The sequence below is a fragment of the Janthinobacterium amylolyticum genome (genome assembly GCF_051380655.1).
In the GTDB taxonomy this organism is placed as follows: domain Bacteria; phylum Pseudomonadota; class Gammaproteobacteria; order Burkholderiales; family Burkholderiaceae_D; genus Janthinobacterium.
Map to the genome: position 1 here is coordinate 104,223 of NZ_JBNYXL010000006.1, position 24,443 is coordinate 128,665.

Genomic DNA, 24,443 nt, shown 5'->3' on the forward strand with positions numbered 1-24,443 from the left:
ATAAGCAAGAATGCCCCTACCCCCAGCCCGTTTTCCCTCTCAGGCAAAACCCTGCCTGGCCGCGCGCGCCAGCGAGCGCTGCACGATCAGCTTGTGAAACGGACGGATCAGCAGGATGTACGCGCGTCCGACCCAGTTGTGGCAATGCACGACGCTGGACATGGTGACGCTGCCGTGCCGCCCCGCTTCCCTGTTGCGCAGCACCGACAGGCGGAAGTCCAGGTGGCTGTCGTCCTCGCCCACGATGATCTCGTCGTCGCTGACGCTATAGATGCGGAAAATGCCGATGCGCTCGCCACGCTTGGCTTCCATCTGCCTGGACGTCTTGATGCCGAACAGCGAGACGATGGCGTCGCGCACCACCATCAGCCACCGCGCCCAGCGCGGCTGGCTGCCCAGCAGGACGCGCGCCAGGCTGGGCATGTCCATCTGCCGCGCCTCGTCGGTCGGCAGTTCAACGGCATAGGCGTCGGCCAGGTTGCTGCCCTGGTACAGGGGCGCGATGCCGGCGCCGGGCGGCAGGGCTACCGCGCGCACCGCCATGTTCCCTGCCTTGTTCATCTCTTGCATGTAATCTCCATGTTTTCAGTGATAACATGGCTATCATACACCACAATGTGAACAGCGATAACATAGAATGAGCAACAACAGTAACTACCATCACGGCAATCTGCGCGACACCCTGGTCGCCGCCACCATCGCGCAATTGGCGCAGCAAAGCGATGCCAGCCTGTCGCTGCGCGAACTGGCGCGCACGGTGGGCGTCTCCGTCGCTGCCGTGTACCGCCACTTTCCCAGCAAGGAAGCCCTACTGGCCGACGTGGCGGCCGCCGGCTTCGCCAGCCTGATCGCCAAATGGGAGGCACAACTGCCGCCCCCCGGCAGCCTGCCCGCCGACCAGCGTTTCCAGCTGCTGGGCCAGCAATACATCGAATTCGCCCTGGCCGCACCGGCCCACTACCGCCTGATGTTCGAACACCAGGACGTGCGCCAGTTCCCCGTGCTGCAGGAAGCGGCGCAAGCGTGTTTCCAGTACGTGCTGCAGACGGCGGGCGCCGCCGTGCGCGAAGCGGGCCTCGATGCGCGCTGGGACAAGGCAGCCGCCAGCGCCGGCTGGGCGCTGGGCCACGGCTACGTGATGCTGCTGCTGAGCGGCCGCCTGGCCATGGCGGACGGCGGCGACGACCTGTCGCCGGCCATGGTGCCGCGTTTTTTTCAGTTGCCGGTGGAGGCGTTGACGTCAGCACCGCTGTCCTGATTCCTATCCATATACGCTATGAGAAATAGCGTGAACGTGAAGCGTCAGCCTGGAAATCCAACGGACGCATCCATCAAATGCCACGTCACGTCCTCATCCGGCAAATCGAGCAGCCAGGCGCGGCGCGGTCGCGGGAACGGCGCGCCCTGGGCCAGCCACGCCTGTCGCCAGTACTGGTTGACGATGGCCTGCAGCGGATGGTCCGCTACTACCCACGGTTGCCAGACACCGCTGACCGGACAGGCCTGCTCGCAAGCGCAGCTCAACAATGGCTCGGGCAGCGCCACCTCGCGCAGCACACCGTGCACCGCGCGCGGTTCCACGGCGCCATGGTTGTGTCGTAGCGTCAGGCACTGCTCCCACGTCACTGGGCCGTAACTGACCTTGCCAGCGGCATCGGACACGCTGAAATGGGGGAACTCTTCGTCTTGACGGAACAGCCGGGCCGGCTGGATCACGCCCTGCCCACCGGCTGGTTGCCAGTACGCGGAAAATGGCGCGGCCGGCGCGTCGCTGTGCAAGCCGGCAGGATGCAGCGCATAGTCGGCGGCCAGGAAATACGGTTCTTTTGAAAGCGACGCGGCGCTTGGCTTTGGAATGGCTGGCGGCGGGCGGACGCCCATGGCTGCGTCAAGCAAGCTCTTTCGCTGGCCATCCCACGGCGGCAGATCGGCCGGTGGCAATGGCAAGATTTTATCGAGGTTGGGAAAGCGGCGATTGGGGTTGAAGCCGAGGGCACGATTAAGTACCGCATAACGTTCACCGCGAGCTTTGTCAATGAACGGCACTAATATGTCGGACAAATTAAAAGGTTGGCTAAACTCTATCGAGAGATCGCGTGCGCACTGCGCGCAACCCAGGCGAACACCTTCATGTAAAATTTTTAGGGCACGGTCTTTTGTTTCTGGCGTCCGATGATCGCCAATTATTGTGCCGTCTGCAGTTCTTGGCGCAGCATATAAATAATATAAATCGTATGCCGCTGGACCATAACCTTGGGCCACCGCACATTCCAACATTTTGGTCGCTATCGGAATGTTGCTCCACATATCAATACCGGGATGATCCTCTCCAGCTGTCAATTTTTCGCCGAGAAAAGCCAGCGATTGCGGATTACCCATCTGCGCCGCCTTTTGCCAGAAGGCATAAGCCCGGGTGATATCGCCTTTTACTCCAGTGCTGTTAGCATAATACGTCCCCATCCGGTCATATGCCGCAGGTATCCCGAGCCGCATCGCCTTTTCCACCAATTGAACCGCCTCTTCATTACCATATAAGGGATCGCGTCCTTCCACATACAGGCTGGCCAGATTGAGCATCGCCTTCCAGTGCAATCGCTCTGCCGCTTGACGCGTCAGATCGACAATTTTTTTGTAGTCGCGGTCTTCGACGAAAATTTCAGGATCTTCCAGGGCGCGCGCTTGAAGAAACCAGTCCTCGGCTTGCGCATCGATGGGCGGCACCTTGCTTGCCTCGGTTTCACAAATAAAATCCGCGACATGGGGGTTGAAAAGGGGCAGGCTTTGATTGCGTGGCAAGACTTTGTCGTTAGGCATTTTGCAGGCGACTAGAGAAGTAAAGAGAAGAACTGCCAACACAACAAATGGCAGGCGGAAGAAACTGGTATCGTTTTTACTCATAATCAGCCCAAGCGTATGGTGGAGCTGCGTTTATCTTCCAATGGCAGCAAAAACCCTGTCATTTTCTTAAAAATTGCAGTTTCGGACTTGTTGAATTTTCTCTTGCGGTTTTCCACCATAAGTTTTGTCCAATTTTCAAATGCCAATACAATCTCCGCCTTCGTCCCGCCCCCTCCATCGACCAATCCCCCGCTATGCATGCGCCACACCCGCTTGCGCAAATCGTGGGCCACGCGGCGGTCGATGGTGGCGATATTGATTTCGCTGTCGACGGCCATGCTGCGCTGGTTCAGGTTGGCGCTGCCCAAGGTCATGAACACGTCGTCGACCAGCATCAATTTGGAATGGATGTAGATTTCACGGTAACGCCAGCGGTCGTTGTCAAACGCGCTGACATTGAGCATCGCCACCGAGACCTTCAGCCCGAATTCGCTCTCGAGCGTCATCACGCCGGGTTTGTTGATGCCGTTGGAGTGCCGGACCACATCGGGCAACTTGACTTCAACCTCGTTGGTGATGCCGAATCCGCCTCTGACATGCCGGGTTTTCGACTGCTTGTTGTAGTCATCGATCATGGTGTTTTGCCCCGTCATGCCGGCGTGCTGCCCCAGCGCCGCCAGCGTGTCGTGGGTGCGCGGCACCATCTGCGCGCGTTCCGGCACAGGGATGACAATGAATACGTGCATGACCGGCATATCTTCAAGACTCTTGCCCGCCTTGACACTGCCGGCCTTCCAGGCGGCGACAACCTTTTTGCGCTCGCTCAGCAAGTGTTGCGCCCAATCTTCATACTGGAAATACTGGTTTTCCACGTACAGGTAGCCGGCCGCCAGGCTGGCCTGGGTCACGGCGCGGAAATACGTTTCCTTGATGGTCTTGTCTTGTTCCTCGGGCTGCGTCAGCACGATCTGCACGGTGGAATCATCCGGCCCGGCCTCGCGCAACAGCTGCGCCGGCGGGCCGCCCTGTGGCAACTCGCGACTCACGCTGGCATTGGCGGCCGCATGCGTGCGATCATCGGCCGCGCGATCCCATGCCTTCACAAAATTATTGTAGAGCGCGATGAGCGCCCTGCCGCCGTCGATACGGCAGGCGTAATCCTGATAGGGCTTCAAGGTGGCGAACCCGCCGTCCGCGGCTATTCCCTGCAAGCATTCGCGTCGCTCGTTGACGCCGCCCTGTTCGCGCCGCGTATCGTCGAGCAGATGGGCCGTCGTGTCCCAATAATCGGTCACCGAGTTCAGGCCCATCACATAACCGACGGCCTTGGTGCCCTCTTCGTGGTCGAAGTCGATCAGGACCTGTTTCTGGTGATGCGTACCCAGGTATTGCATGCCGGGCTTTTCGATTTCCCCCATCGTCAAGCCGCGCGGCTGGTTTATTTCGGTCGAAATGCTCTTGCTGATCGCACCGCTGTCGCCGTGGCGCAAACGAATCGTGATACCACTCAGCATGCCCTTGAACGCCGCCGCATACCAGCTGTGACAATATTCTTCACGCGCCATCGTCGGGATGTCCTCGGGCCTGAGGTACTCGCCCCAATAACCGTTGCCTAAAATATGTTTCTTTTTTTGGACCGCATCGTGCAACATCGCCTGGCTGGCTTTTGCGCTGAGCTTGTCGGCCCGCTGTCCATCGGTTTTCCATGGCGAGGTGCCGTGCGAATGGCCCGGCATATTGTGCACCATCGGCGAACCGATCCGGTCATGCCAGACCAGCAGGCGCACCCTGACGTGACGCCGTGCTGCGGCGATCAGCAAGTCGCCAAACGTGTCGCCACGCGGCCAGGTCGCGCCGTTGGCGCGCACCAGCTCCATGCCCGGGTCGAAACCCCAGCAGCACAGGTCGATGGACTTTTCAGCCCTGGCGATCTCGCCGGCGATGTCGGCAAAGCCTTCCTGTCCGCAAATAAACAGTGTCAGCTTGTTGTTATGCGTAATCGGATGAGTGGCCTTGCCCTTCAGGTTGCGGTTTTCCAGCAGCCACTGAAGCGCACTGGTCGCGCTGCGGCCGACCTCGTCGATGTGGGTGGTTTCAATGCGGCTGGTCGATTCCGGCATGGCGTTCTCCCGTCAGTGCAAGGTGATCATTGAAACCAGCGGCCGTCGGTGGTATCGTCAAGCGCACGCAAACCACGGTTGGACAGCGTCTGTTCGCCGTCCGGCGCAGCGCTGGCATCGAAGCACGCGCTCGCCTGCAATGAAAACTCTTCGCCGTTGCCCAGGACGACACGGTAGCGCGGCGTGCCGTCCTGATGCGCGATCAGGATGCGGCCGAATTCGTCGGTCAAGCCGCGTTCGACTTCGGCGTCCCCCTTGTACAGCGTGTACGGCACATGCGCGTATTGACCGCCATCCGCATGGGCCTGGATCGTATGCTGCAATTGCCCCGCTACCGGCGCGATGGGCGGTTCCAGCTCCGGTTGCGGCCGGTTCTTGGGCGCCAGTGTTTCCAGGTTGCCATGGAACAGCGTCGGCGACGCGGTAAAAAACTGTACTTTGTCACTAATTTCAAGCATGCAATTGGCACCATGCAGGCGCACGCCTTTGCGGCCGCGAATATCCACCCAGTCGGTCTGGCTGATCAATTCCAGAACCTTGTTGGCGACGATATCGACCGCATCGGTTTGCGCCGCGATCTGCACCGGGCCAGCTGCGGCGATCAGTTTCATGCCCGCCTTGTGGACGAACAGGCGAAACGCTGCGCCGATGCTGGCGAACAGGCCGCCGCCGGCCGCCATCGACAGGTCGCGCCCGGACGTCAGCGCGGTGTGCCCTGCGCTGGCGATGTGCGTCGATTGCGCGGTCGTCGTTTCGATACCAGCCGGACTGGCCAGCACCAGATGCGGCTTTGCCAATTCCGGAAATGCGTTTTCGCCACTGCCGGCGCCCTGGATCCCGGCATGCTGGGCTTTCAGCTCATCGGCGGCGGCGCCCTGCTGGGCGGCGCTTTCTTGCGCGCCGTAATGCTGCGCCAGGGCGGCAAGCGCCTTGTGCCGCTCAGCAGCCTCGGCCAGCCGGCGCAAGGTTTCATCCATGCTCTTGATATGCGAGGCGGCGCCAGGGCGCGCTTCGGTGGTCAGCAACATGCCGCGGCCGGCGCGCGCCACGCCCCAGGCGTCTGACGCCAGTTCCCAGCCCTCGCCACGCGCATCCTTGCGCCCGCTGGCGTCTTCGATGCGGCTGATGCAGCCGAGCGACAATTGGCTGTGTTGATGGTCGCTTTTCAGTTGCGCCTGGATGCGCTGGTGCGTATCGTCGAGCACCAGCTGGTTGCCGCGCACGCCGTGACCGCCGCCAGGCATCAGCTCGGCGCTACGCCAGCCGCCAAGCATGCATTGCCCCGGCAACTTCCACGGCGGTGCATGGTTGCCGTTGTACACCGCGCCGACAATGACGGGACGGTCGATATTGCCGTTGAGAAATTGGATCAGCACTTCCTGGCCGATGCGCGGCAGCGCGATCTGGCCGAACGCCTGGCCCGCCCATGGCGTCATGACCCTGATCCATGGCGAACTGCCCGCGTCGAACTTGCCCAGCCGGTCCCAGTGGAATTGCACCTTCACCCGGCCCAGCGCGTCAGTATGGATGGTTTCGCCTGCCGGCCCCGTGACAATCGCCGTCTGCACGCCGGGCAACGCACAAGGCGTGCTGTTGAACTGCCGCCCGGGATACCAGCGGATGCTCTTGCGAATGCAGCTAAAACGGTTTGCATACTGCGACTTCGCGCCCGTGCCTGCCTGGTAATTGTTGCTGGCGATATGCTCGACCGACAGGATCAGGTATTCGCGCGAGCGGATGTCCGGGCGCGCCGCTTCACCTTTGGCCGGCATGGATTGCCTGCCGCTGAAGTGGCCGCCCAGCGTGAAACTGCGCCCGGCCTGGGCGCAGCGGTGGTTGCCGCCAGCTTCGAAGTATTGCGCCTGGCGGTTATTCTCCTCCAGGCGGCGTTGTGCCAGCGCTTCACCGTCGTCCATGTCGGCATAGCCATAGCCGGTGTCCTGATACAGTTCATGGGCAAACACGTCGCCCTGCTGGTGCAGCGCATGGCCGCTGGCGCGGCTGGCATATGGCTGCTTGTAGTTGAAGCTGGACAGCGTGAGCGAGCCTGAAGCGATCTTCCGTATTGCCTGCCAATCGCGTATGCCGTCAGCCTCCAGCGAACCCGCGCCGCTGCGAAACAGCATTTCGTCGGCGACACTGGCATCGAGATCGCCTGGATCGATGCTGTCGCTCAGCCAGGTATTGTCGCCCAGACAGAGCGTATGACCGTCGGCGCGATGTTCATACCAATAATGGAGTCCCTGGTCTTCCCAGCGCCGGTGCAGATGGTTGTAATCGGTTTCATTATGCTGGTTGGCGCAGCTTAATATCGCTTTTTCCTCATGCAGCCGGTTTTGCCAGTCGCGCTGTACATAATGATCGAAGGTCGTTTCGCTGATGTCGATGACCGTGCGTCCGTGGAACGAGACGTTGTCCATGCGCAACCTGGAAAAGGCCAGCCACGGTTGCAGCACCATCTGGTAGAACGCAAAACCGCCATCGCTGCGCAACAGGCGAAATTCACCGACATAACCATTAAAAAAGCGCAAGCTGCCGTCATCGCGCACCATCGATATCGTGACCATGCGTCCCATCATCGCTGTCAGGGGCACGTGGAGATTGTCGGACAGCAGTTCGGCCTCGAAGCGGAAGTCGCGTGACATTTCTTCATGGGCCCGCAAGCTGTTGACCAGCAGCGCGGTATCGGACGGACCGTCCTCGCGCGGAAAATCCATGCGCAGCAAGCGGCTGTCCTGGACTCGCCTGCCGGCGTCGAAAAGCCGCGCAAGATCGGCTGCCAGCCCGCCATCGTCCATATCGCCTCCGTCGCATTTGTTTCGCTAACCCATGCTAACCATGGTGGAGGCTGGCATCTTGATGGAACTCAAATTAGTTGGCCATACGCAAAAAAGCCGCATCCCCATTCAAGCGGATGCGGCTTCCCAGTAGCGCAAATTAAAACTTACTTCTTCGCCGCCTTGGCAGCCTTCGGATACTTGATCGTCATTTCCTGCAACAGATTATCCGCGTGGTCCACTTCCTTCATGACCCACAGCAGGTAGCGGATGTCGAGGTGGATGGCGCGCGTGATGGCCGTGTCGAAGTACCAGTCCTTGGTGATCGATTCATACGTCGAATCGAAGTTCAGGCCGATCAGCTCGCCGCGCTTGTTCATCACGGCCGAGCCGGAATTGCCGCCCGTGGTGTCGGCGCTGGTGAGGAAGTTGACGGGTACGGTGCCCAGCGCCGGATCGCGGAACTGGCCATAGCGTTTTTCCTTGACGGCGTCGAGCAGCGCTTGCGGTGCTTCGAACGGCGCCTTGCCCGTGACTTTCTCGACGATGCCTTCCACGGTCGTGAACGGGCCCTTGGTGATGCCGTCGCGGGGCGAGTATGGCGAGACCGTGCCATACGTCACGCGCAGGGTCGAGTTGGCGTCAGGATAGACCGGCTTGCCTTGCGACTGTTTCCAGGCGATCACGGCTTGCATGTATTGCGGAATCACGCGCTCGAGGTTGCCGTCGATTTCCTTGCGGCGGTCTTCCAGCGCCAGTTCCACAGGCTGCAGTTTGATGGCCAGCTGCATGAAGGCGTCGTCGGACTGGGCAACGGCAGCCTGGTCCTTGTCCAGCCAGGCCAGGCGCTTGGCCGTGTCGGCCAGCTGCGTCTGCTGGTACAGGGCCGCCACGGCGGCTGGCGCCGGCAGCAGCGCGTCCAGGCCTTGCGGGTGGCTCTTCGCCGCCAGCTGGGCGTAACGCTTCAGGCCCGCTTCAAAACGCGCCTGGTCGACCTTGTTCACATACGACTGTTCCAGGCGCGCCAGGCGGGCCTTGATGAAGGCCAGGTCGCGCTGCTGGAAGCCCGACTCGCGCTCGGCATCCGGCTTCTGGCGCTCTTGCGACAAACGGTAGACGGTGCGCGCGCTTTTCAGCAAGTCGCTGTTGGTGGCTACCGACCAGGCGAACTCTTCTTCGCTGAGGGCAATGTCGCTGGCGATCGCCGCGTCCAGTTCCGCCAGCAGGGTTGGCGAGACATTCGGCTGCTTCGCGTACCAGGCGCGGAAGTCCGCATCCTGCACGTCCTTGATGGCGGCGATATCCTTGCGCGCAAAACCGTCGAGCAAGCCCTGGGTTTTCTTCAGCACGTTGTTGATGCTTTTCACCACGCTGGCGTAGCGCACGGCGGAAGCGGCGTCGCCATTCGTCGCCTCGGCCATTACGGCCAGGTCGGCTTGCAGTTCCGCTACTTTCAGGGGGAAGGCCGTGTCGCGCGCAAAGCGGATTTCCGCCGGCAGCTTGTAGCGGCTGGTGCGGCCGGGGTAGCCCGCCAGCAAGATGCCGTCACCGGCTTTCAAGCCTTCGGCCGAGACCACCAGGAAGTCCTTCGATTTGTAGGGCACGTTGTCGGGCGACGGGTCGGCCGGACGGCCATCCCTGCCCACGTAGGCGCGCAGGAACGAGTAGTCGCCCGTGTGGCGCGGCCATTCGTAGTTGTCGATGTCGCCGCCGAAGTTGCCGATCTTGTCCGATGGCGCATACACCAGGCGCACGTCGCGTATCATCATCTGGCGGATGCGGTAGTACTCGAGGCCGCGGTGGAAGGCGGGCACGGAGCAGCGGTACATCTTGTCCGTTTCGCATTCGGCGATCAGGTCCTTGATGCGCTTTTCCACGGCTTCGTGGCGGGCGCGGCCCGTCATGTCGGCCGTCAGGCCTTTCAGCACGCGGTCGCTGACATTTTCCACCTTGTCAGTCACATACACCAGGCTGTTCGGACCGCCCGGCAGCTCTGCGGCGCGCGTCTTGGCCAGGAAGCCGTTGGTGATGTAATTGTGTTCCGGCGTGGAATTGCGCTGGATGGCGCCATACGCGCAATGGTGGTTCGTCACCACCAGGCCCGCGTCGGAGACAAACGAGGCCGAGCAGCCGCCCAGCGAGACGATGGCACTCATCGGGTGTTTGCTCAGGTCGGCCAGTTTTTCCGCCGGGATGTCGATGCCGACCCGTTTGAGTTCGGCTTTCAGCTGTGGCAGCTGGTGTGGTTGCCACTGCCCTTCGTCGGCGTGTGCGCCGGCGAACGCGCCCATCAAGGCGACTGGTAGTACGATTGTCTTGAACAAAATTTGCTCCTCCATAAAAAGCAGGCGAAAGTATAGCCTGTCCAGGCCGGACGGGGCGGCAAAAAATGATCCTGCGGCAACGCCGATCTCAGGTGGCGGGCCGGGGCGGCGCCTGCAGGGGGAGCTGCAAGGCCAGGCGGCACCCCGCGCCGGCGGCCGGCAGGCCGATCTCGAACTGCCCGCCCAGCGCCGTCACCCGCTCGGCAATGCCGATCAGGCCGAAGCACTGTTTCTTGCGCTGCTGCTGCGGCGTGATGCCGATGCCGTTGTCGCTGATGGCCACGTAGACGGCGCAGGCATCCCAGCTCAGTTCGATCTCCACCTGGCTGGCCTGGGCGTGGCGCAGGACATTGCTGAGCGCTTCCTGCACGATGCGGAACAGCACGGTTTCGACCTGGCTGCCGATGGCCGCGAACAGGGCCTCGTCGCGTACCAGCAGCCGGCATGCCACGCCGCTGCGCTTGCGGAAGTCGCCCACCTGCCATTCGATGGCCGCCTGCAAGCCCAGGTCCAGCGCCATGGGACGCAATTCGTTCATAATGCCGCGCACGCTCTTGATGGTAGTGTCGACATTGCTGAGCACGGCGCCCACGCGGCGGTGCAGACGCGGGTGGGAATCCTGCGTGCGCGCGCTGAGCATGGAAATATCGATGCGCAGCGCCAGCAGGTTTTGCCCCAGTTCATCGTGGATGTCGCGCGAAATACGCTTGCGCTCGTCTTCCTTGGCCGTTTCCAGGTGCAAGGCCAGCTGGCGCAGCTGCGCGTGCGACTGGCGCAGCGCGCCATCCATCACCTTGCGCTCCGTGATATCCGAGTGCGCCACCACCACGCGCAGCGGCCCTTCGCCCAGAAAGCGGCTGACCCTGGCCTGCGACCAGCGCGGCCCGGCGCGCGTGCTGAATTCATATTCGAGCGCGTACGCATCGGCCGTGCCGGCAATCACGGCGCGGATGCCGGCGGCCAGCTCGCGCCCGGCGCTGCGCTGCCAGCGCGGGTCCGTCTCGCAGAAATGCAGATAATGCAGCTGGTGCCGCGTATGCCCGGCAAACGCCAGGCAAGCCTGGTTGGCATGCACGAGGCAGCCCGCCTGATCCAGTACCAGCACCCGGTCCGTCAGCGAATCGATGGTGGCATGGAAGAAACGTTCGGCATCGCGCAACGCCTCCTGCGCCCGCTCGCGCTGCTGCACTTCCAGCTGCAGATGCTGGTTGGCCCGCACCAGCTCGGCCGTGCGATCGACCACGCGCTGGTCCAGTTCGCGGTGCAGCTCGCGCAGGGCCGCCTCGGCCAGCTTGCGCTCGGTGATGTCGGAAAACACGCCGACAAAATGGCTGATGGCACCGTCCGGCGTGCGCATGGGGGTGATCGACAGCGATTCGACGAAACGCTCGCCATTCTTGCGCCGGTTCACCAGCTCGCCATACCAGCTGCCATCCTGGTGCAGGCTGCGCCACATGGCTTCATAGAACTGCGGCAAGTGCGCGCCGCCGCGGAGGAAGGACGGATCGCGGCCGATGGCTTCTTCCGCCTGGTAGCCGGTGATGGTGGTAAACGCGGGATTGACGGAAATGATGCGGTTGTCGCTGTCGGTGACCAGCACGCCTTCGCGAATGGAATCGAGGATCACAAAGGCGCGCCGCAGCGCCGAGTCGCGCGCATGCTCGTCACCCAGGTCCGTCACCAGCATGCGCATGGTGGCGCTGTCCGCGTCGACATTGGCCTCGATGCGCACCATGCCGCCAGCGCGGCCCGCCTCGGCCTCGAACAGTTGCGCCTCGAACACTTGCCGCGCGCCGCTGGAAAAGGCGGCGTCAAGGAAGCCCCGGAAGCCGCCCTGCGTCTGGGGCGCGACGAATTGCTCGAAGCGCCGTCCCAGCAGGTGGCTCTTTTCACGCCGCAGCAAGCCGCAGGCGGCCACGTTGGCGCGCGTGATGACGCCTTCGCGCGCCAGCGAAAAATAACTGACGGGCGCCTGCTCGTACAGCTGCGCATAACGGTCGCGGCTGCTTTCAAATTCATTCTTCAGCTGTTCCAGCTCGGCCAATGCGGCATTCTGCATTTCCAGTTCGATCTGGCTCACCTGCAATTCATGCAGCTGGCGCACGACCTCTTCACTCGACAACGGTGGCGGTACAGCCTGGCGCTGCTGGTCCGCTAACTGCTCGGCCTGCTTCCTGAGCCCGGCCGGGGCGACACCTCTGTCGAGTGGCTCGCTCATGGCACGCTCTCGCCCGCCGTGCCGCCGGCCACGGCGCCGGACTGGATCTGGCGCAGCTGGGCTTCCAGCAGCTTCGATTCCGTGATGTTGATGAACGTCACCACCACGCCATCGATCACGTTCTCGATCGTGCGGTACGGCATGATGCGCACGTTGTACCAGCGGCCCGTCTTGGTTTCCACTTGCCGTTCGCAGAACACCAGGCTGCGGATGACTTCCAGCGCATCGGCTTCCAGGGCAGGATAATCGAGGTCGTTGACGATGTCGCTGAGCGGGCGCCGCAAATCCGTCTGGATCAGCTTGTAGATTTGCGTGGCGGGCGCCGTGAAACGGCGGATGCGCAGGTCGCTGTCGAGGAAGATGGTGGCGATGTCCGTACTGTTGAGCAAATTCTTCATGTCGCTGTTGACCAGCGACAAGTCATCGACTTTCGATTGCAGCTCGGCATTGACCGTGTACAGCTCTTCATTGAGCGACTGCATCTCTTCCTTCGAGGTGGTCAGTTCCTCGTTCGTCGATTGCAGCTCTTCATTGGTCGACTGCAATTCCTCGTTGGCCGATTTGAGTTCCTCGCGCGAGGTCTGCATCTCGTCGCGCACGGCCTGGATTTCATGGCGCGCCTGCGCCAGCTGCTGTTCCAGTTCCAGCACCTTGGGGTTCGGCGAGCGGCCGCGGCGCGCCTCGGCCACCAGAGGCACGCTGGAAAACGTCACGAAGACCATCCCGCGCAGCGATTCGGGCTGGCTCAGCGCCTCGGCGCTCAGGTCCACGCCCAGCGACTGGCCCAGGTGATCCTTGACCACCAGCCCCTTCAGGCGCACCACGCTTTCGCTTTGCAGCGCTTGCTTGATCAGGCCCGCCAGTTCGTAGCGCAAGCCTTCGCGCGCCATCGCATGGATGTTCCAGTTGGCCTTGCCGGCCGCCGGCTCCAGGAACGCACCCGTGCGACCGTTGATGTACAGGATGTCGCCATCCTGGTTCAGCAGCGCGGCGGCCGGCGAATATTTCTGGAGCAATAATTGCTCGACATGGGATTGTATCTTTCCGGTCATGCTGACTTCTCTCGTGTCGCTAGGTGTAGGGGGGGATGCCAACGATACCTTGGTCGGGAAATACGTGGGCAGGCGCTGGCGCGCCAGGTTGTCGAGGCGGCGATACAGCCGCGTCGACGTGGTCAGGGGCGAAAACAGGTCGGAAAAATGGCCGGGCGTATCGGCACTGCCCAGCAGCAGGATGCCGTCGCGGTTCAGCGCATAGTGGAACAGGGGAATCAGGCGCTGCTGCAGCTTGGCATTCAGGTAAATCAGCAAATTGCGGCAGCACAAGATGTCGAGCTTGGTAAACGGCGGGTCCGAAATGATGTTTTGCTGGGCAAAGATGATCGTGTTGCGTATCTCTTTTTTCACGTGGTAGTCGTTCTTGTCGCCCAAGAAGAAGCGTCCCAGGCGCTCGGCCGACACATCGCTGCTGATGCTGTGCGGAAAACGCCCCTGGCGCGCGCGGTCGATGGCGTCGGCCGACAGGTCGGTGGCAAAGATCTGCAGGCTGTATTTCGACGGCGGATTGATGCTGGCCACCACTTCATGGAAGACCATGGCCAGCGAATACGCTTCCTCGCCCGTGGAGCAGGCAGGCACCCAGGCCTTGAAGGCGCGCCCGTCCGGATGGGCCGCCAGCATTTGCGGAAACACCACCATCTTCAGGTATTCCCACACCTTCTGATCGCGGAAAAAGCTCGTCACGCCGATCAGCAATTCCTTGAACAGCAAGTCGATCTCGGCAGGATTGACGCGCAAATACGGCACATACTCTTCCATCGACGTCATTTGATACAAGCTCATGCGCCGCTCGATGCGCCGCAGCACCGTGTTGATCTTGTAGTCGGTAAAACTGTTACCCGTGTGTTCGGATAGCAAAGCAACAATTTCCTGCAAGGAATTGCGCCCGTTCGGTTCATGCCCCGGCAAGCTGAGAAAACTGCTGCGGAACAAATAACTGATGATCTTGTCCGGCAACTTGTCGGGGAAGTCGACCAGGTCGACCACTTCGGCGGAAATCGCGCTTTGCGGCATCATGTCGAACTTGGCCGTATCGGGATGCTGCGCCAGGGTCAGGCCGCCCGCCTGCTTGATCGCCTGCAAGCCGCGCGAGCCATCGCTGCCCATGCCGGAAAAAATCACGCCGACGGCCAGTTCACCCAGCTCGCTTGCGAGACTCTCGAAAAAGGTATTGATCGGCAGGCGGTGGCCGCGCAGCTGCACCGGCTCGCTGAGCAGGAAACGCCCCTTCGACAGGCCCAGGTCCGCGTTCGACGGGATCACGTAGATATGGTTGGGGCGCAATTCCGCCTGGTGCGTGATTTCCGTGACGGGAATGCTGGTGGCGCGCTGCAGCAGTTCCGGCAGCATGGCCTTCTGCGTCGGGTCCAGGTGCTGGATCACGACAAAGGCGATGCCGCTTTCCTGCGGCACATTGGCCAGGAAAGCGACGATGGGATCGAGTCCGCCGGCGGAAGCGCCAATGGCCACCACAGGGAAAACAATGGTGGCCACTTCTGGGACGGAAACATTGCTGTGTTTGCTGCGTGTCATCGTCGGCAAGAATGCAGCCACGGCGAAACCGTCAGGCTGGGAATTGATAATCTTGCATTCTAGCACCCAAGATGCGCGGCAAAACGCGAATTTGGCGCAGGTTTTGAGCCTGCGCCAGGCCGGCCCTTGTTGGCCCTTGTTGGCTCTTGCTTGCCCTTACTGCGCCTGCGGCACCTGCCAGCCGCCGCCCAGCGACTGGATCAGGGCCACGGCCGTGGTCTGGCGGTCCGCCTGCGCCTGCACCAGCGAGCGGCGCGCCGACAGGGCCGTCACCTGCGCCGTCACCACGTCCGTGTAGCCGACCTGGCCCGCGTTGTAGCGGTTCAGCATCTGCTGTTCCACCTGGTCGGCGGCGGACGACGCCTGCTGGCGCAAGGCCAGCTGTTCGGCCAGCGCGCGCGTGGCCGACAGCTGGTCTTCCACGGCGCCAAAGGCAGTCAACACCGTCTGGCGGTAGCGCGCCACGGCCGCTGCATGTCCCGCCTTGGCGGCATCCAAGCTGGCCGTGGTGGCGCCCGCGTTGAACAGGGTTTGCGCGGCCGACACGCCCAGCGACCACAGGCTTGACGATGCATTGAACAGGTCGCCCACCTTGCTGGCGCCGGAGCCATACGACCCTGTCAGATTCAGGCTCGGGTAATACGCGGAACGGGCGATGCCGATCTGCTCGTTGGCCACGGCCACCCTGCGCTCGGCGGCGGCGATGTCGGGACGGCGCTGCAGCAGGGTCGACGGCACGCCCAGCGGCACGTCAGGCACGGTCAGGGTCCATGGCGCCACGGCCAGGCTGAAGTCGGACGGCGCGCGGCCCAGGAGGATGGCGATGGCGTGTTCGAGCTGCTGGCGTGCGCGGATCTGCCCCGACAGGTCGATCTGCGCATTGGCCAGCTGCGTCTGTGCCTGCAGCAGGTCGGACTTGGCGGCGATGCCCGAGTTAAAACGGTTGCCGGTGATATCGAGCACGCGCTTGTAGCCGTCGATGGTGGAATTGAGCAGCGCGATCTGCGCATCGCTCTGGCGCAGCGAAAAATAATTGGTCGCCAGTTCGCCCTGCGCCGACAGGCGCGCGGCGGCCAGATCGGCAGCGCTGGCCGCCGCGCTGGCATCGGCGCCCGTCACGCCGGCGCGCAGCTTGCCCCACACGTCCGGCTCCCACGAGGCGCCAATGGCGGCGCGGTAGTTGTTCGCCGTCTGCTGCTCGCCCCCGCCGCCCGAGCGCGTGCCGCTGCCCGTCAGGTTCACGCTGGGGAACAGCGAGGCGCGCTGTTCGCGCACCAGCGCGCGCGCCTGCTCGTACGAGGCGATGGCGGCGGCCACGTTCTGGTTCGAGACGTCGATGCTGTCGGCCAGCTGGTTCAGCTGCGCGTCGCCGAACAGGGTCCACCACGGCCCCCGTTCCAGGGTATCGGCCGGCACGGCGGGCTGCCAGCCTGCCGCTTCCTTGAACGCTTGCGGCGCGGCGGCCGCCGGCACTTCATACGTGGGGCTGACGGCGCAGCCGGCCAGCAGAGCGGCGGCGGCAAGTGCCAGCAGATGGCGTGCCGGTGCGGTCGATACGATAGGTTTTACATGCTTCATGATTGTGTGCTCGGGTTATCTGGCCCAGGAATGCGGCTCAATTGCTGCTCGTCGGCGCTGCGCGTGCGCAGCTTGTCGAGCAGGATGTAGACCACCGGGGTGGTCAGCAATGTGAGTAACTGGCTGGCAATCAGGCCGCCGATGATGGCGACCCCCAAGGGCTGGCGTAGCTCCGACCCCTCGCCGAAACCGATCGCCAGCGGCAAGGCGCCAAGCGCCGCCGCCAGGGTGGTCATCAGAATGGGGCGGAAACGCAGCAAACAAGCCTCGCGCACCGCCTCCACCGCAGTCAAGCCGCGCGATCGCTCGGCCTCCAGCGCGAAGTCGATGATCAATATAGCATTTTTCTTCACGATTCCGATCAATAGGAACACGCCGATCAGGGCTATGATGGAAAACTCCATGCGGAACATCAGCAGGGCCAGCACGGCGCCCACCCCCGCCGACGGCAAGGTCGACAGCACGGTGATCGGGTGGATCAGGCTTTCGTACAGAATGCCCAGCACGATGTAGATCACCACGATGGCCGCCAGGATCAGCAGCGGCTGCTCCTTGTTGCTGTCCTGCGCGCTCTTCGCCGAACCCTGGAAGCTGCCGCGCACATTCACGGGCATGCCGATTTCCGCTTCCGCCTGGGCCACGGCCGCCTGGCCGTCGCTGAGGGTATAGCCGTCCGACAGGTTGAACGACACGGTGGTCGCCAGTTCGCCGCCCTGGTGGTTGATCGAGGTGGCCGTCGAGCTTTCCGCAAAGCTGCTGAACGACGACAGCGGCACCATCGTCGCCAAGGTGGTGCTCAGGGCCGTGCCGCTGGACGGGTCGCGCGCGGCCGTGGTGTTCGACGTCGTCGCGCTGACCGCCGATGTGACGGCGCTGGTGGTCGTGGTGGTAGTGGCGGCATTCGACGCCGGCACATACACGGAGCGCAGCGCCTCCGGGCTTTGCGCATAGCGGGGCGCCACTTCCATGATCACGTGGTACTGGTTTAGCTCATCGTAAATGGTCGCCACCTGGCGCTGGCCAAAGCTGTTGTACAGCGCATTGTCGATGTCGCGCACCTGCACGCCCAGCTGCGTGGCGCGGTCCTTGTCGATGGAGACGAAGGTTTCCACGCCGTTTTCCGCCTGGTCCGTGTCGACGTCGATCAGGGCCGGCTGCGCCTTCATCTGGTCGGCCAGCCTGGCCGCCCATTTCTTCAGGTCCGCCTGGTTGTCGCTGATCAGCGTGTACTGGTAGGTGGAATTGCTCGAACGCCCGCCCATGCGCAAATCCTGCACGGGGTTGAGGAACAGCGAGATGCCCGTCACCTTGGCCAGCTGCGGACGCAAACGGGCGATCACGGCCTGGCCCTTGTCGGTGCGCTGCGAAGCGGGTTTCAGGTCGATGAACATGAAGCCGCCCCCTGCCCTGCCGCCGCCCGTAAATCCGACGACGGTGGCGACGGCGGGATCGTCCTTGATGATGTTGACCAGCTCGCGCAGCTTGCCCTGCATGGCCTGGAAGGAGATGCTCTGGTCGGCACGCATGCCGCCATTGATCTGGCCCGTGTCCTGCTGCGGGAAAAAACCCTTGGGCGCGGCGGCGAACAGGTACACGTTCAGGCCGACGACAAACACCAGGATCGCCATCACCAGCGCGGCGCTCGACAGGGCCCAGTCCAGGCAATGCTCGTAGACCTTGAGCATGCGCTCGAAACCCCGTTCGAACCAGCGCGCGATGGCGCCGGGCGCCTTGTGCTGCCCGCCGCTTTTCAGCAGCCAGGCGCACATCATCGGCGTGGTGGTGAGCGAAATGACCAGCGAAATCATCACGGCGGCCGACAGGGTCACGGCAAACTCGCGGAACAGCCGTCCCACCTGGCCGCCCATGAACAGCAGCGGGATGAAGACGGCCACCAGCGACAGGCTGATCGACAGCACCGTAAAGCCCACTTCGCGCGCGCCCAGCAGGGCCGCCTTGAAGCGGTCCATGCCCGCCTCGATGTGGCGCTGGGTGTTTTCCAGCACCACGATGGCATCGTCGACAACAAAGCCGGTGGCCACCGTCAGCGCCATCAGCGACAGGTTGTTCAGCGAAAAGCCCAGCATGTACATCACGCCGAAGGTGCCCAGCAGCGACACGATGGTGGCCACGGCGGGGATGATGGTGGCGCGCACGCTGCGCAAGAAGGCGCTGACCACCAGCACCACCAGCACGATGGAGAGGATCAGGGTGAACTCGATTTCGTGCAGGGACGAGCGGATGGAATTGGTGCTGTCGGACGCCACCTGCAGCTTGATGTCGCCCGGCAGCTGCGCCTGCAGTTGCGGCAGCAGCGCGCGCACGCCGTCGACCGTGGCGATGACGTTGGCGCCGGGCTGGCGCGTGATCAGCACGATCACGGCCGGGTCGCCATTGAACAGGCCCAGGGTATTGTTGTTTTCCACGCCGTCGACCACTTCGGCCACGTCGTCGAGGCGGATGGCGGCGCCGTCGCGCCAGGCCACCACCAGGCTGCGGTAGTCGGCCGCGCTGCGCCCGCCCGAAGCGGTGGTCGCGCCCGAATAGATCTGCAGGCTGCGCTCGTCGCCGGAAATCGCCCCTTTCGGGCGGTTGGCGTTGCTGGCCTGGATGGCCGCGCGCACGTCTTCCATCGACACGCTGTAGTGATTGAGCTGGTAGGGCAGCAGTTCCACGCGCACGGCCGGCAGCGAGCCGCCGCCCAGTTCCACGTCGCCCACGCCCTTCACTTGCGCCACCTTCTGCTGCACCAGGTTCGACACGGCATCGTAGATCTGCCCCGGCGTGCGCGTCTTCGAGGTCAGCGCCAGGATGATCACGGGGGCATCGGACGGATTGGCCTTGCGGTAGGTCGGGTTGCTGCGCAGGGTGGCCGGCAAGTCCACGCGCGAGGCGGCGATGGCCGCCTGCACTTCGCGCGCGGCCGAATCGATCTTGCGGTTCAGGTCAAACTGCAGGTTGATGCGCGTCGAGCCCGTGCCCGACGACGAGGTCATCTCGTTGACGCCGGAAATCACGCCCAGGCGCCGTTCCAGCGGCGTGGCTACCGAGGTGGCCATGGTCGCGGGGCTGGCGCCGGGCAGGCTGGCGCTGACGGAAATGGTCGGGTAATCGACCTGCGGCAGCGGCGAGACGGGCAGCACGAAGAACGCGCCGATGCCCGCCAGCGCGATGCCGATGGTCAGCAGCACGGTGGCGATGGGCCGCTTGACGAACGGTTCGGACAGGTTCACGCGGCGCTCCCCGCATTATCTGCCGGCTTGTCCAGGTTCACCGCGGCTGTCTTGCGCGCGAAGCGCTGGCCCAGGCGGTCAAAGGCCAGGTAGATCACCGGCGTGGTAAACAGCGTCAGCACCTGGCTGACGATCAGGCCGCCGAAGATGGCCAGGCCCAGCGGACGGCGCAACTCGGCGCCCTCGCCCCAGCCCAGCATCAGCGGCACGGCCGCGAACAGTGCAGCGAGGGTCGTCATCAGAATCGGACGGAAGCGCAGCAGCGCCGCCTGGTGGATGGCTTCCTGCGGGCTCTTGCCTTCATCGCGCTCGGCCTCGATGGCGAAGTCGATCATCATGATGGCGTTCTTCTTGACGATGCCGATCAGCAGGATGATGCCGATGATGCCGATCACGCCCAGGTCCTGCCCGGAAATCATCAGCGCCAGCAAGGCGCCCACGCCAGCCGACGGCAGGGTCGACAGAATCGTCAGCGGGTGGATGTAGCTTTCATACAGCACGCCCAGCACGATGTACACGCAGACGACGGCGGCGAGAATGAGCCACAGCTGGTTCGACAGCGAATTTTCATACGCGCCGGCCGCGCCCAGGAACGTCAATGTCACCGAGGCGGGCAAGGCGATGTCTTTCGCCGCCTGGCGGATGGCGTCGACGGCGCTGCCCAGGGCCACGCCATGCGTGGTGTCGAAGCCCAGGGTGGTGGCCGGGTATTGCGCCACGTGCGTGATCTGCAGCGGCGCCTGTTTTTCGCTGATGCTGGCAAAGGCGGACAGCGGCGTCGACTTGCCGGACCCCGTGCGTACCTGCAGGTCGGCCAGGTCGGACGGCGTGGTAACGATGCCCGGCTGCGCTTCGAGGATGACGCGGTACTGGTTGGTTTCCGTGAAAATCGTCGAGATGATGCGCTGGCCGAAGGCGTTGTACAGCGCGTCGTCGACGGTGGCCGTGGTGACGGACATGCGCGCGGCGCTGTCGCGGTCGATGGCCACGGTGACGGCCGCGCCCGTGGCACCCGCATCGGTGACGACGTTGCGCAGCTGCGATTTTTCGCGCATGCGCGCGGCCAGCTTGCCGGCCCACTCGGTAACGGTGGCCGTGTCGGCCCCTTCGAGCGAGACGCGGTACTGCGTCGGGCCCGATTCCGCATCGATGGTGAGATCCTGCGTCGGCTGCAGATACAGGGTCACGCCGGCCACCTTGGCCACGCGCCCTCGCAGGCGCTCCATGATGTCTTCCTGGCTGTCGCTGCGCGAGCGCTTCAGGTTGATCAGCATGCTGCCCGTGTGCAGCATGGTGTTGTTGGCCGCGTCCACGCCGACGAGGGAACTGAGGGTATCGACGTCCGGGTCTTCCAGCAGCGCGCTGGCCGCCGCCTGCTGCAAGACCGCCATACGTGCATACGAGACGGCTTGCGACGTTTCCAGGCGCGCCTGCAGCTGCCCCGTATCCTGCGTGGGGAACAGGCCTTTCGGGATGACGATGTACAGCACGACGGTCAGCACCAGCGTGGCCAGGGCGACGAGCAGGGTCAGTCCCTGGCGTTTCAGCACCCATACCAGCGCATGGTCGTACTGCACGATGACACGGTCGAGGAAGGCCTGGATGCGCTGGCCCGTGGCGCTGACTTTTTCATCGGCGTGGCTTTTCAGCCAGCGCGCCGACATCATCGGCACCAGGGTCAGCGAGACCACGGCGGAAATCAGAATCGTGATGGCCAGGGTCATGGCAAATTCGCGGAACAGACGGCCCACCACGTCGCCCATGAACAGCAGGGGAATGAGCACGGCGATCAGCGACACGGTCAGCGAGATGATGGTAAAGCCGATCTGCGACGCGCCTTTCAGGGCGGCGGCCATCGGCGTTTCGCCCTCCTCGATGTAGCGGGCGATGTTCTCGATCATGACGATGGCGTCGTCGACGACAAAGCCCGTGGCGATGGTCAAGGCCATCAAGGAGAGGTTGTTCAGGCTGTAGCCCAGCAAATACATGACGCCGCAGGCGCCGATCAGCGAGATCGGCACGGACAGGCTGGCGATCACCGTGGCGCGCATGCTGTGCAAGAAGGCGAAGATCACCAGCACCACCAGCAGCACCGACAACAGCAGTTCCATTTCCACGTGTTCGACCGAGGCGCGGATGCCCGTCGTGCGGTCGCTCAGCACGTCGAGCTTCATGGCCGCCGGCAGGCTGGCCTGCAGTTCCGGCAGCAGGGCCTTGATGGCATCGACCGTCTTGATGACGTTCGCGCCGGGCTGGCGCTGCACGTTCAGGATGATGGCCGGCTGCTTGCCGGACCAGGCGCCCAGGCGCGTGTTTTCGGCGCTGTCGACCACGTTGGCCACGTCGGACAGGCGCACGGGCGCGCCATTTTTATACGTGATGATCAGGCGTTTGTAGTCTTCCGCCGTCACCAGCTGGTCATTGGCATTGATGGTAAACGAGCGCGTGGGGCCGTCGAAACTGCCCTTGGCGCTGTTGACGTTGGCCGCCGCGATGGCCGTGCGCAGGCTGTCGAGGCCCAGGCCGTACGACGCCAGCAATTTGGTATCGCCCTGGATGCGCACGGCGGGACGCTGGCCGCCCGACAGCGACACCAGGCCCACGCCATTGACCTGGCTGATTTTCAGCGCCAGGCGCGTATTGACGATGTTTTGCACCTGCGTCAGCGGCATCGTGTCGGAGGTAATCGCCAAGGTCAGCACGGGCGCGTCGGCCGGGTTGATCTTGGCGTACACGGGCGGCGCCGGCAAGTCGGTCGGCAGCAGCGAGCCGCCGGCGTTGATGGCCGCCTGCACTTCCTGTTCCGCCACGTCCAGGGTCTGGCCCAAGGTGAATTGCAGGGTGATGATGGAGACCCCGGCCGCGCTGGTGGAGCTCATGCGCTGCAAGCCGGACATTTGCCCGAACTGGCGCTCCAGCGGCGCCGTCACGGTCTGCCCCATCACTTCCGGGCTGGCGCCCGGGTACAGCGTCTGCACCTGGATGGTGGGGAAGTCCACCTGCGGCAAGGCGGCCAGCGGCAGGAACTTGAAGCCGACCAGGCCCGCCAGCACGATGGCCAGCATCAGCAGCGCCGTGGCGACGGGGCGCTTGATGAATGGCGTCGATGGACTCATTGCGCCGCGCCCTTCGCTGGCGCCGTGGCTGGCGCAGAGGTGGCCGACGCTGCGGCCGGTGCGCTGGCCGCGCCGTCAGCGTGCTGGCGGCGGTGGCGGCGTTCGCCATTGCCTGCCCCCGCGCCACCGGCGCCCATGGCCGGCTTGTCGCCCGCCAGGGTGACTTTCGCGCCCTCCTTCAGGCGGTCGGCGCCTTCGGTGATCACTTGCTCGCCCGCTTCCAGGCCGGCGCGGATTTCCACCATGTCGGTGGTGGCCTGGCCGCGCGTGACCATGCGCACGGTGACGGTTTTATCCGCTTTCAGCACATACACGAAGTCGCCGTTATTACTGTGGCGCAGGGCCGTGACGGGCACCAGCACGGCGCCCGTGATGTTGCCCAGTTCCAGGCGCACGTTGACGAACTGGCTGGGGAACAGGGCCATCTTGTCGTTCGTGTAGCGGGCCTTGGCGCGCACGGTGCCCGTCTGCACGTCGACCTGGTTGTCCAGCGCCGTCAAGCTGCCCTTGTCCAGGGTATGCGTGCGCGTGCGGTCCAGCGCCAGCGCCGCCAGGGCGGAACCTTCGTTCACGCGCTCCTGGATGGTCTGCACCTTATCCTGCGGCACCGAGAATTCCACGTCGATGGGCGAGAGCTGCGTCACCACGACAACGCCGCCCGTGTCGCTGGTGCTCACGAGGTTGCCGATGTCGACCACCTTCAGGCCCGCGCGGCCGCTGATTGGCGACACCACCTTGGTGTAGCCCAGATTGAGTTTAGCCGTGCCTTCGGCGGCGCGATCCGTCATGACGGTGCCTTCCAACTGCTTCACCAATGCGGCCTGCGTGTCGACGTCCTGGCGCGCGATGGAATCCTGGCCCAGCAAGGTCTGGTAGCGTTTCAGGGTCAGGCGCGCGTTTTCCAGCTGCGCCTCGTCGCGCTGGCGCTGGCCCGTGGCCTGCATCAGCGCCATCTCGAACTGCGCCGGGTCGATCTGCGCCACCACCTGGCCCGCCTTGACCATGCCGCCTTCCTTGAATTTCAGCTCCTTCAGGATGCCCGACACTTGCGGGCGCACCGTCACGGTGGACGCCGCCGTCACTGTGCCCAGCGCATCGAGCACCACGGGCAAGTCGGACTTCACGGCCGTGGCCACGCCGACGGTGGTCGATGGACCGCCACGGCGCCCTCCCGGGCCGCCAGGGCCGCCAGGACCACCCATGCCAGGGCCGGCCTGTGCGCTGACGCCGGAGTGGGTCAAATACCAGGCACCGCCGCCCAGCGCGGCCATCACGGCCAGCGCGATGACGCTGCCGACGATTTTCGAACGGCGGCTGCGCCGTGGGGTATTGGGTGCTGTCTGCGAATCCATCGCTTATCCTTGTATAGGCCGCTGGCACGGCGAGTCTGTGGCGCCGGCCGAGGTGCAACACACTCAGGCCGGACGACCGTTTTTCGGGGTTATGTATTCATCACCAGGAAATCAAGAGCTGAAAATCAGCTGAAAAAACATCGTTTCCTAGTGTGAAACGACTCTAGCATAGTCATGTAACTGTTTCATTTCTACTTGAAACAATTCCACACGACAGCACGGACAGAGCCGCGGCATGCGCATCGGCAGGCGTCCGGCACCCTATGGGAAACGATGGAAAAATCAGGCTTGCAGGG

The 24,443-nt window shown here is 63.5% G+C and carries 12 protein-coding genes; 1 reads left to right on the forward strand and 11 read right to left on the reverse strand.

Annotated features, from left to right (window positions below; all coding sequences use genetic code 11):
• Window positions 1-39: 39 nt before the first annotated feature.
• Complete coding sequence (locus ACQ4WR_RS14135; RefSeq protein WP_436487959.1) at window positions 40-570, reverse strand: DUF2867 domain-containing protein; 531 nt, start codon at window positions 568-570, stop codon at window positions 40-42.
• A 67-nt stretch (window positions 571-637) separates the two neighbouring features.
• Between ACQ4WR_RS14135 and ACQ4WR_RS14140 the strand changes: the two genes are divergently transcribed.
• Window positions 638-1,258, forward strand: a complete 621-nt coding sequence (locus ACQ4WR_RS14140) for a TetR/AcrR family transcriptional regulator (RefSeq protein WP_436487960.1) — start codon at window positions 638-640, stop codon at window positions 1,256-1,258.
• 44 nt (window positions 1,259-1,302) lie between these two features.
• Here the strand turns inward: ACQ4WR_RS14140 and ACQ4WR_RS14145 are convergent, their stop codons facing one another.
• The 10 genes from ACQ4WR_RS14145 to ACQ4WR_RS14190 all read right to left on the reverse strand — a co-directional run bounded on the left by ACQ4WR_RS14145 (window position 1,303) and on the right by ACQ4WR_RS14190 (window position 24,147).
• Complete coding sequence (locus ACQ4WR_RS14145; RefSeq protein WP_436487962.1) at window positions 1,303-2,898, reverse strand: tetratricopeptide repeat protein; 1,596 nt, start codon at window positions 2,896-2,898, stop codon at window positions 1,303-1,305.
• A gap of 2 nt (window positions 2,899-2,900) precedes the next feature.
• Window positions 2,901-4,958 (reverse strand): phospholipase D-like domain-containing protein, encoded by a 2,058-nt coding sequence (locus ACQ4WR_RS14150; protein WP_436487964.1) that lies wholly within the window; start codon window positions 4,956-4,958, stop codon window positions 2,901-2,903.
• Between the two features lie 26 nt (window positions 4,959-4,984).
• Complete coding sequence (locus ACQ4WR_RS14155) at window positions 4,985-7,756, reverse strand: type VI secretion system Vgr family protein (RefSeq protein ID WP_436487966.1); 2,772 nt, start codon at window positions 7,754-7,756, stop codon at window positions 4,985-4,987.
• Window positions 7,757-7,902: 146 nt separating this feature from the next.
• The gene (locus ACQ4WR_RS14160; RefSeq protein ID WP_436487968.1) at window positions 7,903-10,059 is read right to left on the reverse strand and encodes a S46 family peptidase; all 2,157 of its coding nucleotides are present in this window, start codon (window positions 10,057-10,059) and stop codon (window positions 7,903-7,905) included.
• A gap of 88 nt (window positions 10,060-10,147) precedes the next feature.
• On the reverse strand, window positions 10,148-12,277 hold the full coding sequence (locus tag ACQ4WR_RS14165; protein WP_436487970.1) for a PAS domain-containing sensor histidine kinase: 2,130 nt from the start codon (window positions 12,275-12,277) through the stop codon (window positions 10,148-10,150).
• Entirely contained in the window at window positions 12,274-14,868 is a 2,595-nt protein-coding gene (locus tag ACQ4WR_RS14170) for a chemotaxis protein CheB (RefSeq protein ID WP_102298794.1), read from the reverse strand. The genes ACQ4WR_RS14165 and ACQ4WR_RS14170 overlap by 4 nt, the downstream gene beginning before the upstream one ends.
• A gap of 156 nt (window positions 14,869-15,024) precedes the next feature.
• Entirely contained in the window at window positions 15,025-16,446 is a 1,422-nt protein-coding gene (locus ACQ4WR_RS14175) for an efflux transporter outer membrane subunit (RefSeq protein WP_436487973.1), read from the reverse strand.
• Entirely contained in the window at window positions 16,443-19,679 is a 3,237-nt protein-coding gene (locus ACQ4WR_RS14180) for an efflux RND transporter permease subunit (protein ID WP_436487975.1), read from the reverse strand. The genes ACQ4WR_RS14175 and ACQ4WR_RS14180 overlap by 4 nt, the downstream gene beginning before the upstream one ends.
• Window positions 19,676-22,795 carry an efflux RND transporter permease subunit gene (locus tag ACQ4WR_RS14185; protein ID WP_436487976.1) on the reverse strand — a complete coding sequence of 1,040 codons (3,120 nt, stop codon included), beginning with the start codon at window positions 22,793-22,795 and terminating at the stop codon, window positions 19,676-19,678. Before ACQ4WR_RS14185 ends, ACQ4WR_RS14180 begins: the two co-directional genes overlap by 4 nt.
• On the reverse strand, window positions 22,792-24,147 hold the full coding sequence (locus tag ACQ4WR_RS14190; protein ID WP_436487978.1) for an efflux RND transporter periplasmic adaptor subunit: 1,356 nt from the start codon (window positions 24,145-24,147) through the stop codon (window positions 22,792-22,794). Before ACQ4WR_RS14190 ends, ACQ4WR_RS14185 begins: the two co-directional genes overlap by 4 nt.
• Window positions 24,148-24,443 lie beyond the last annotated feature (296 nt).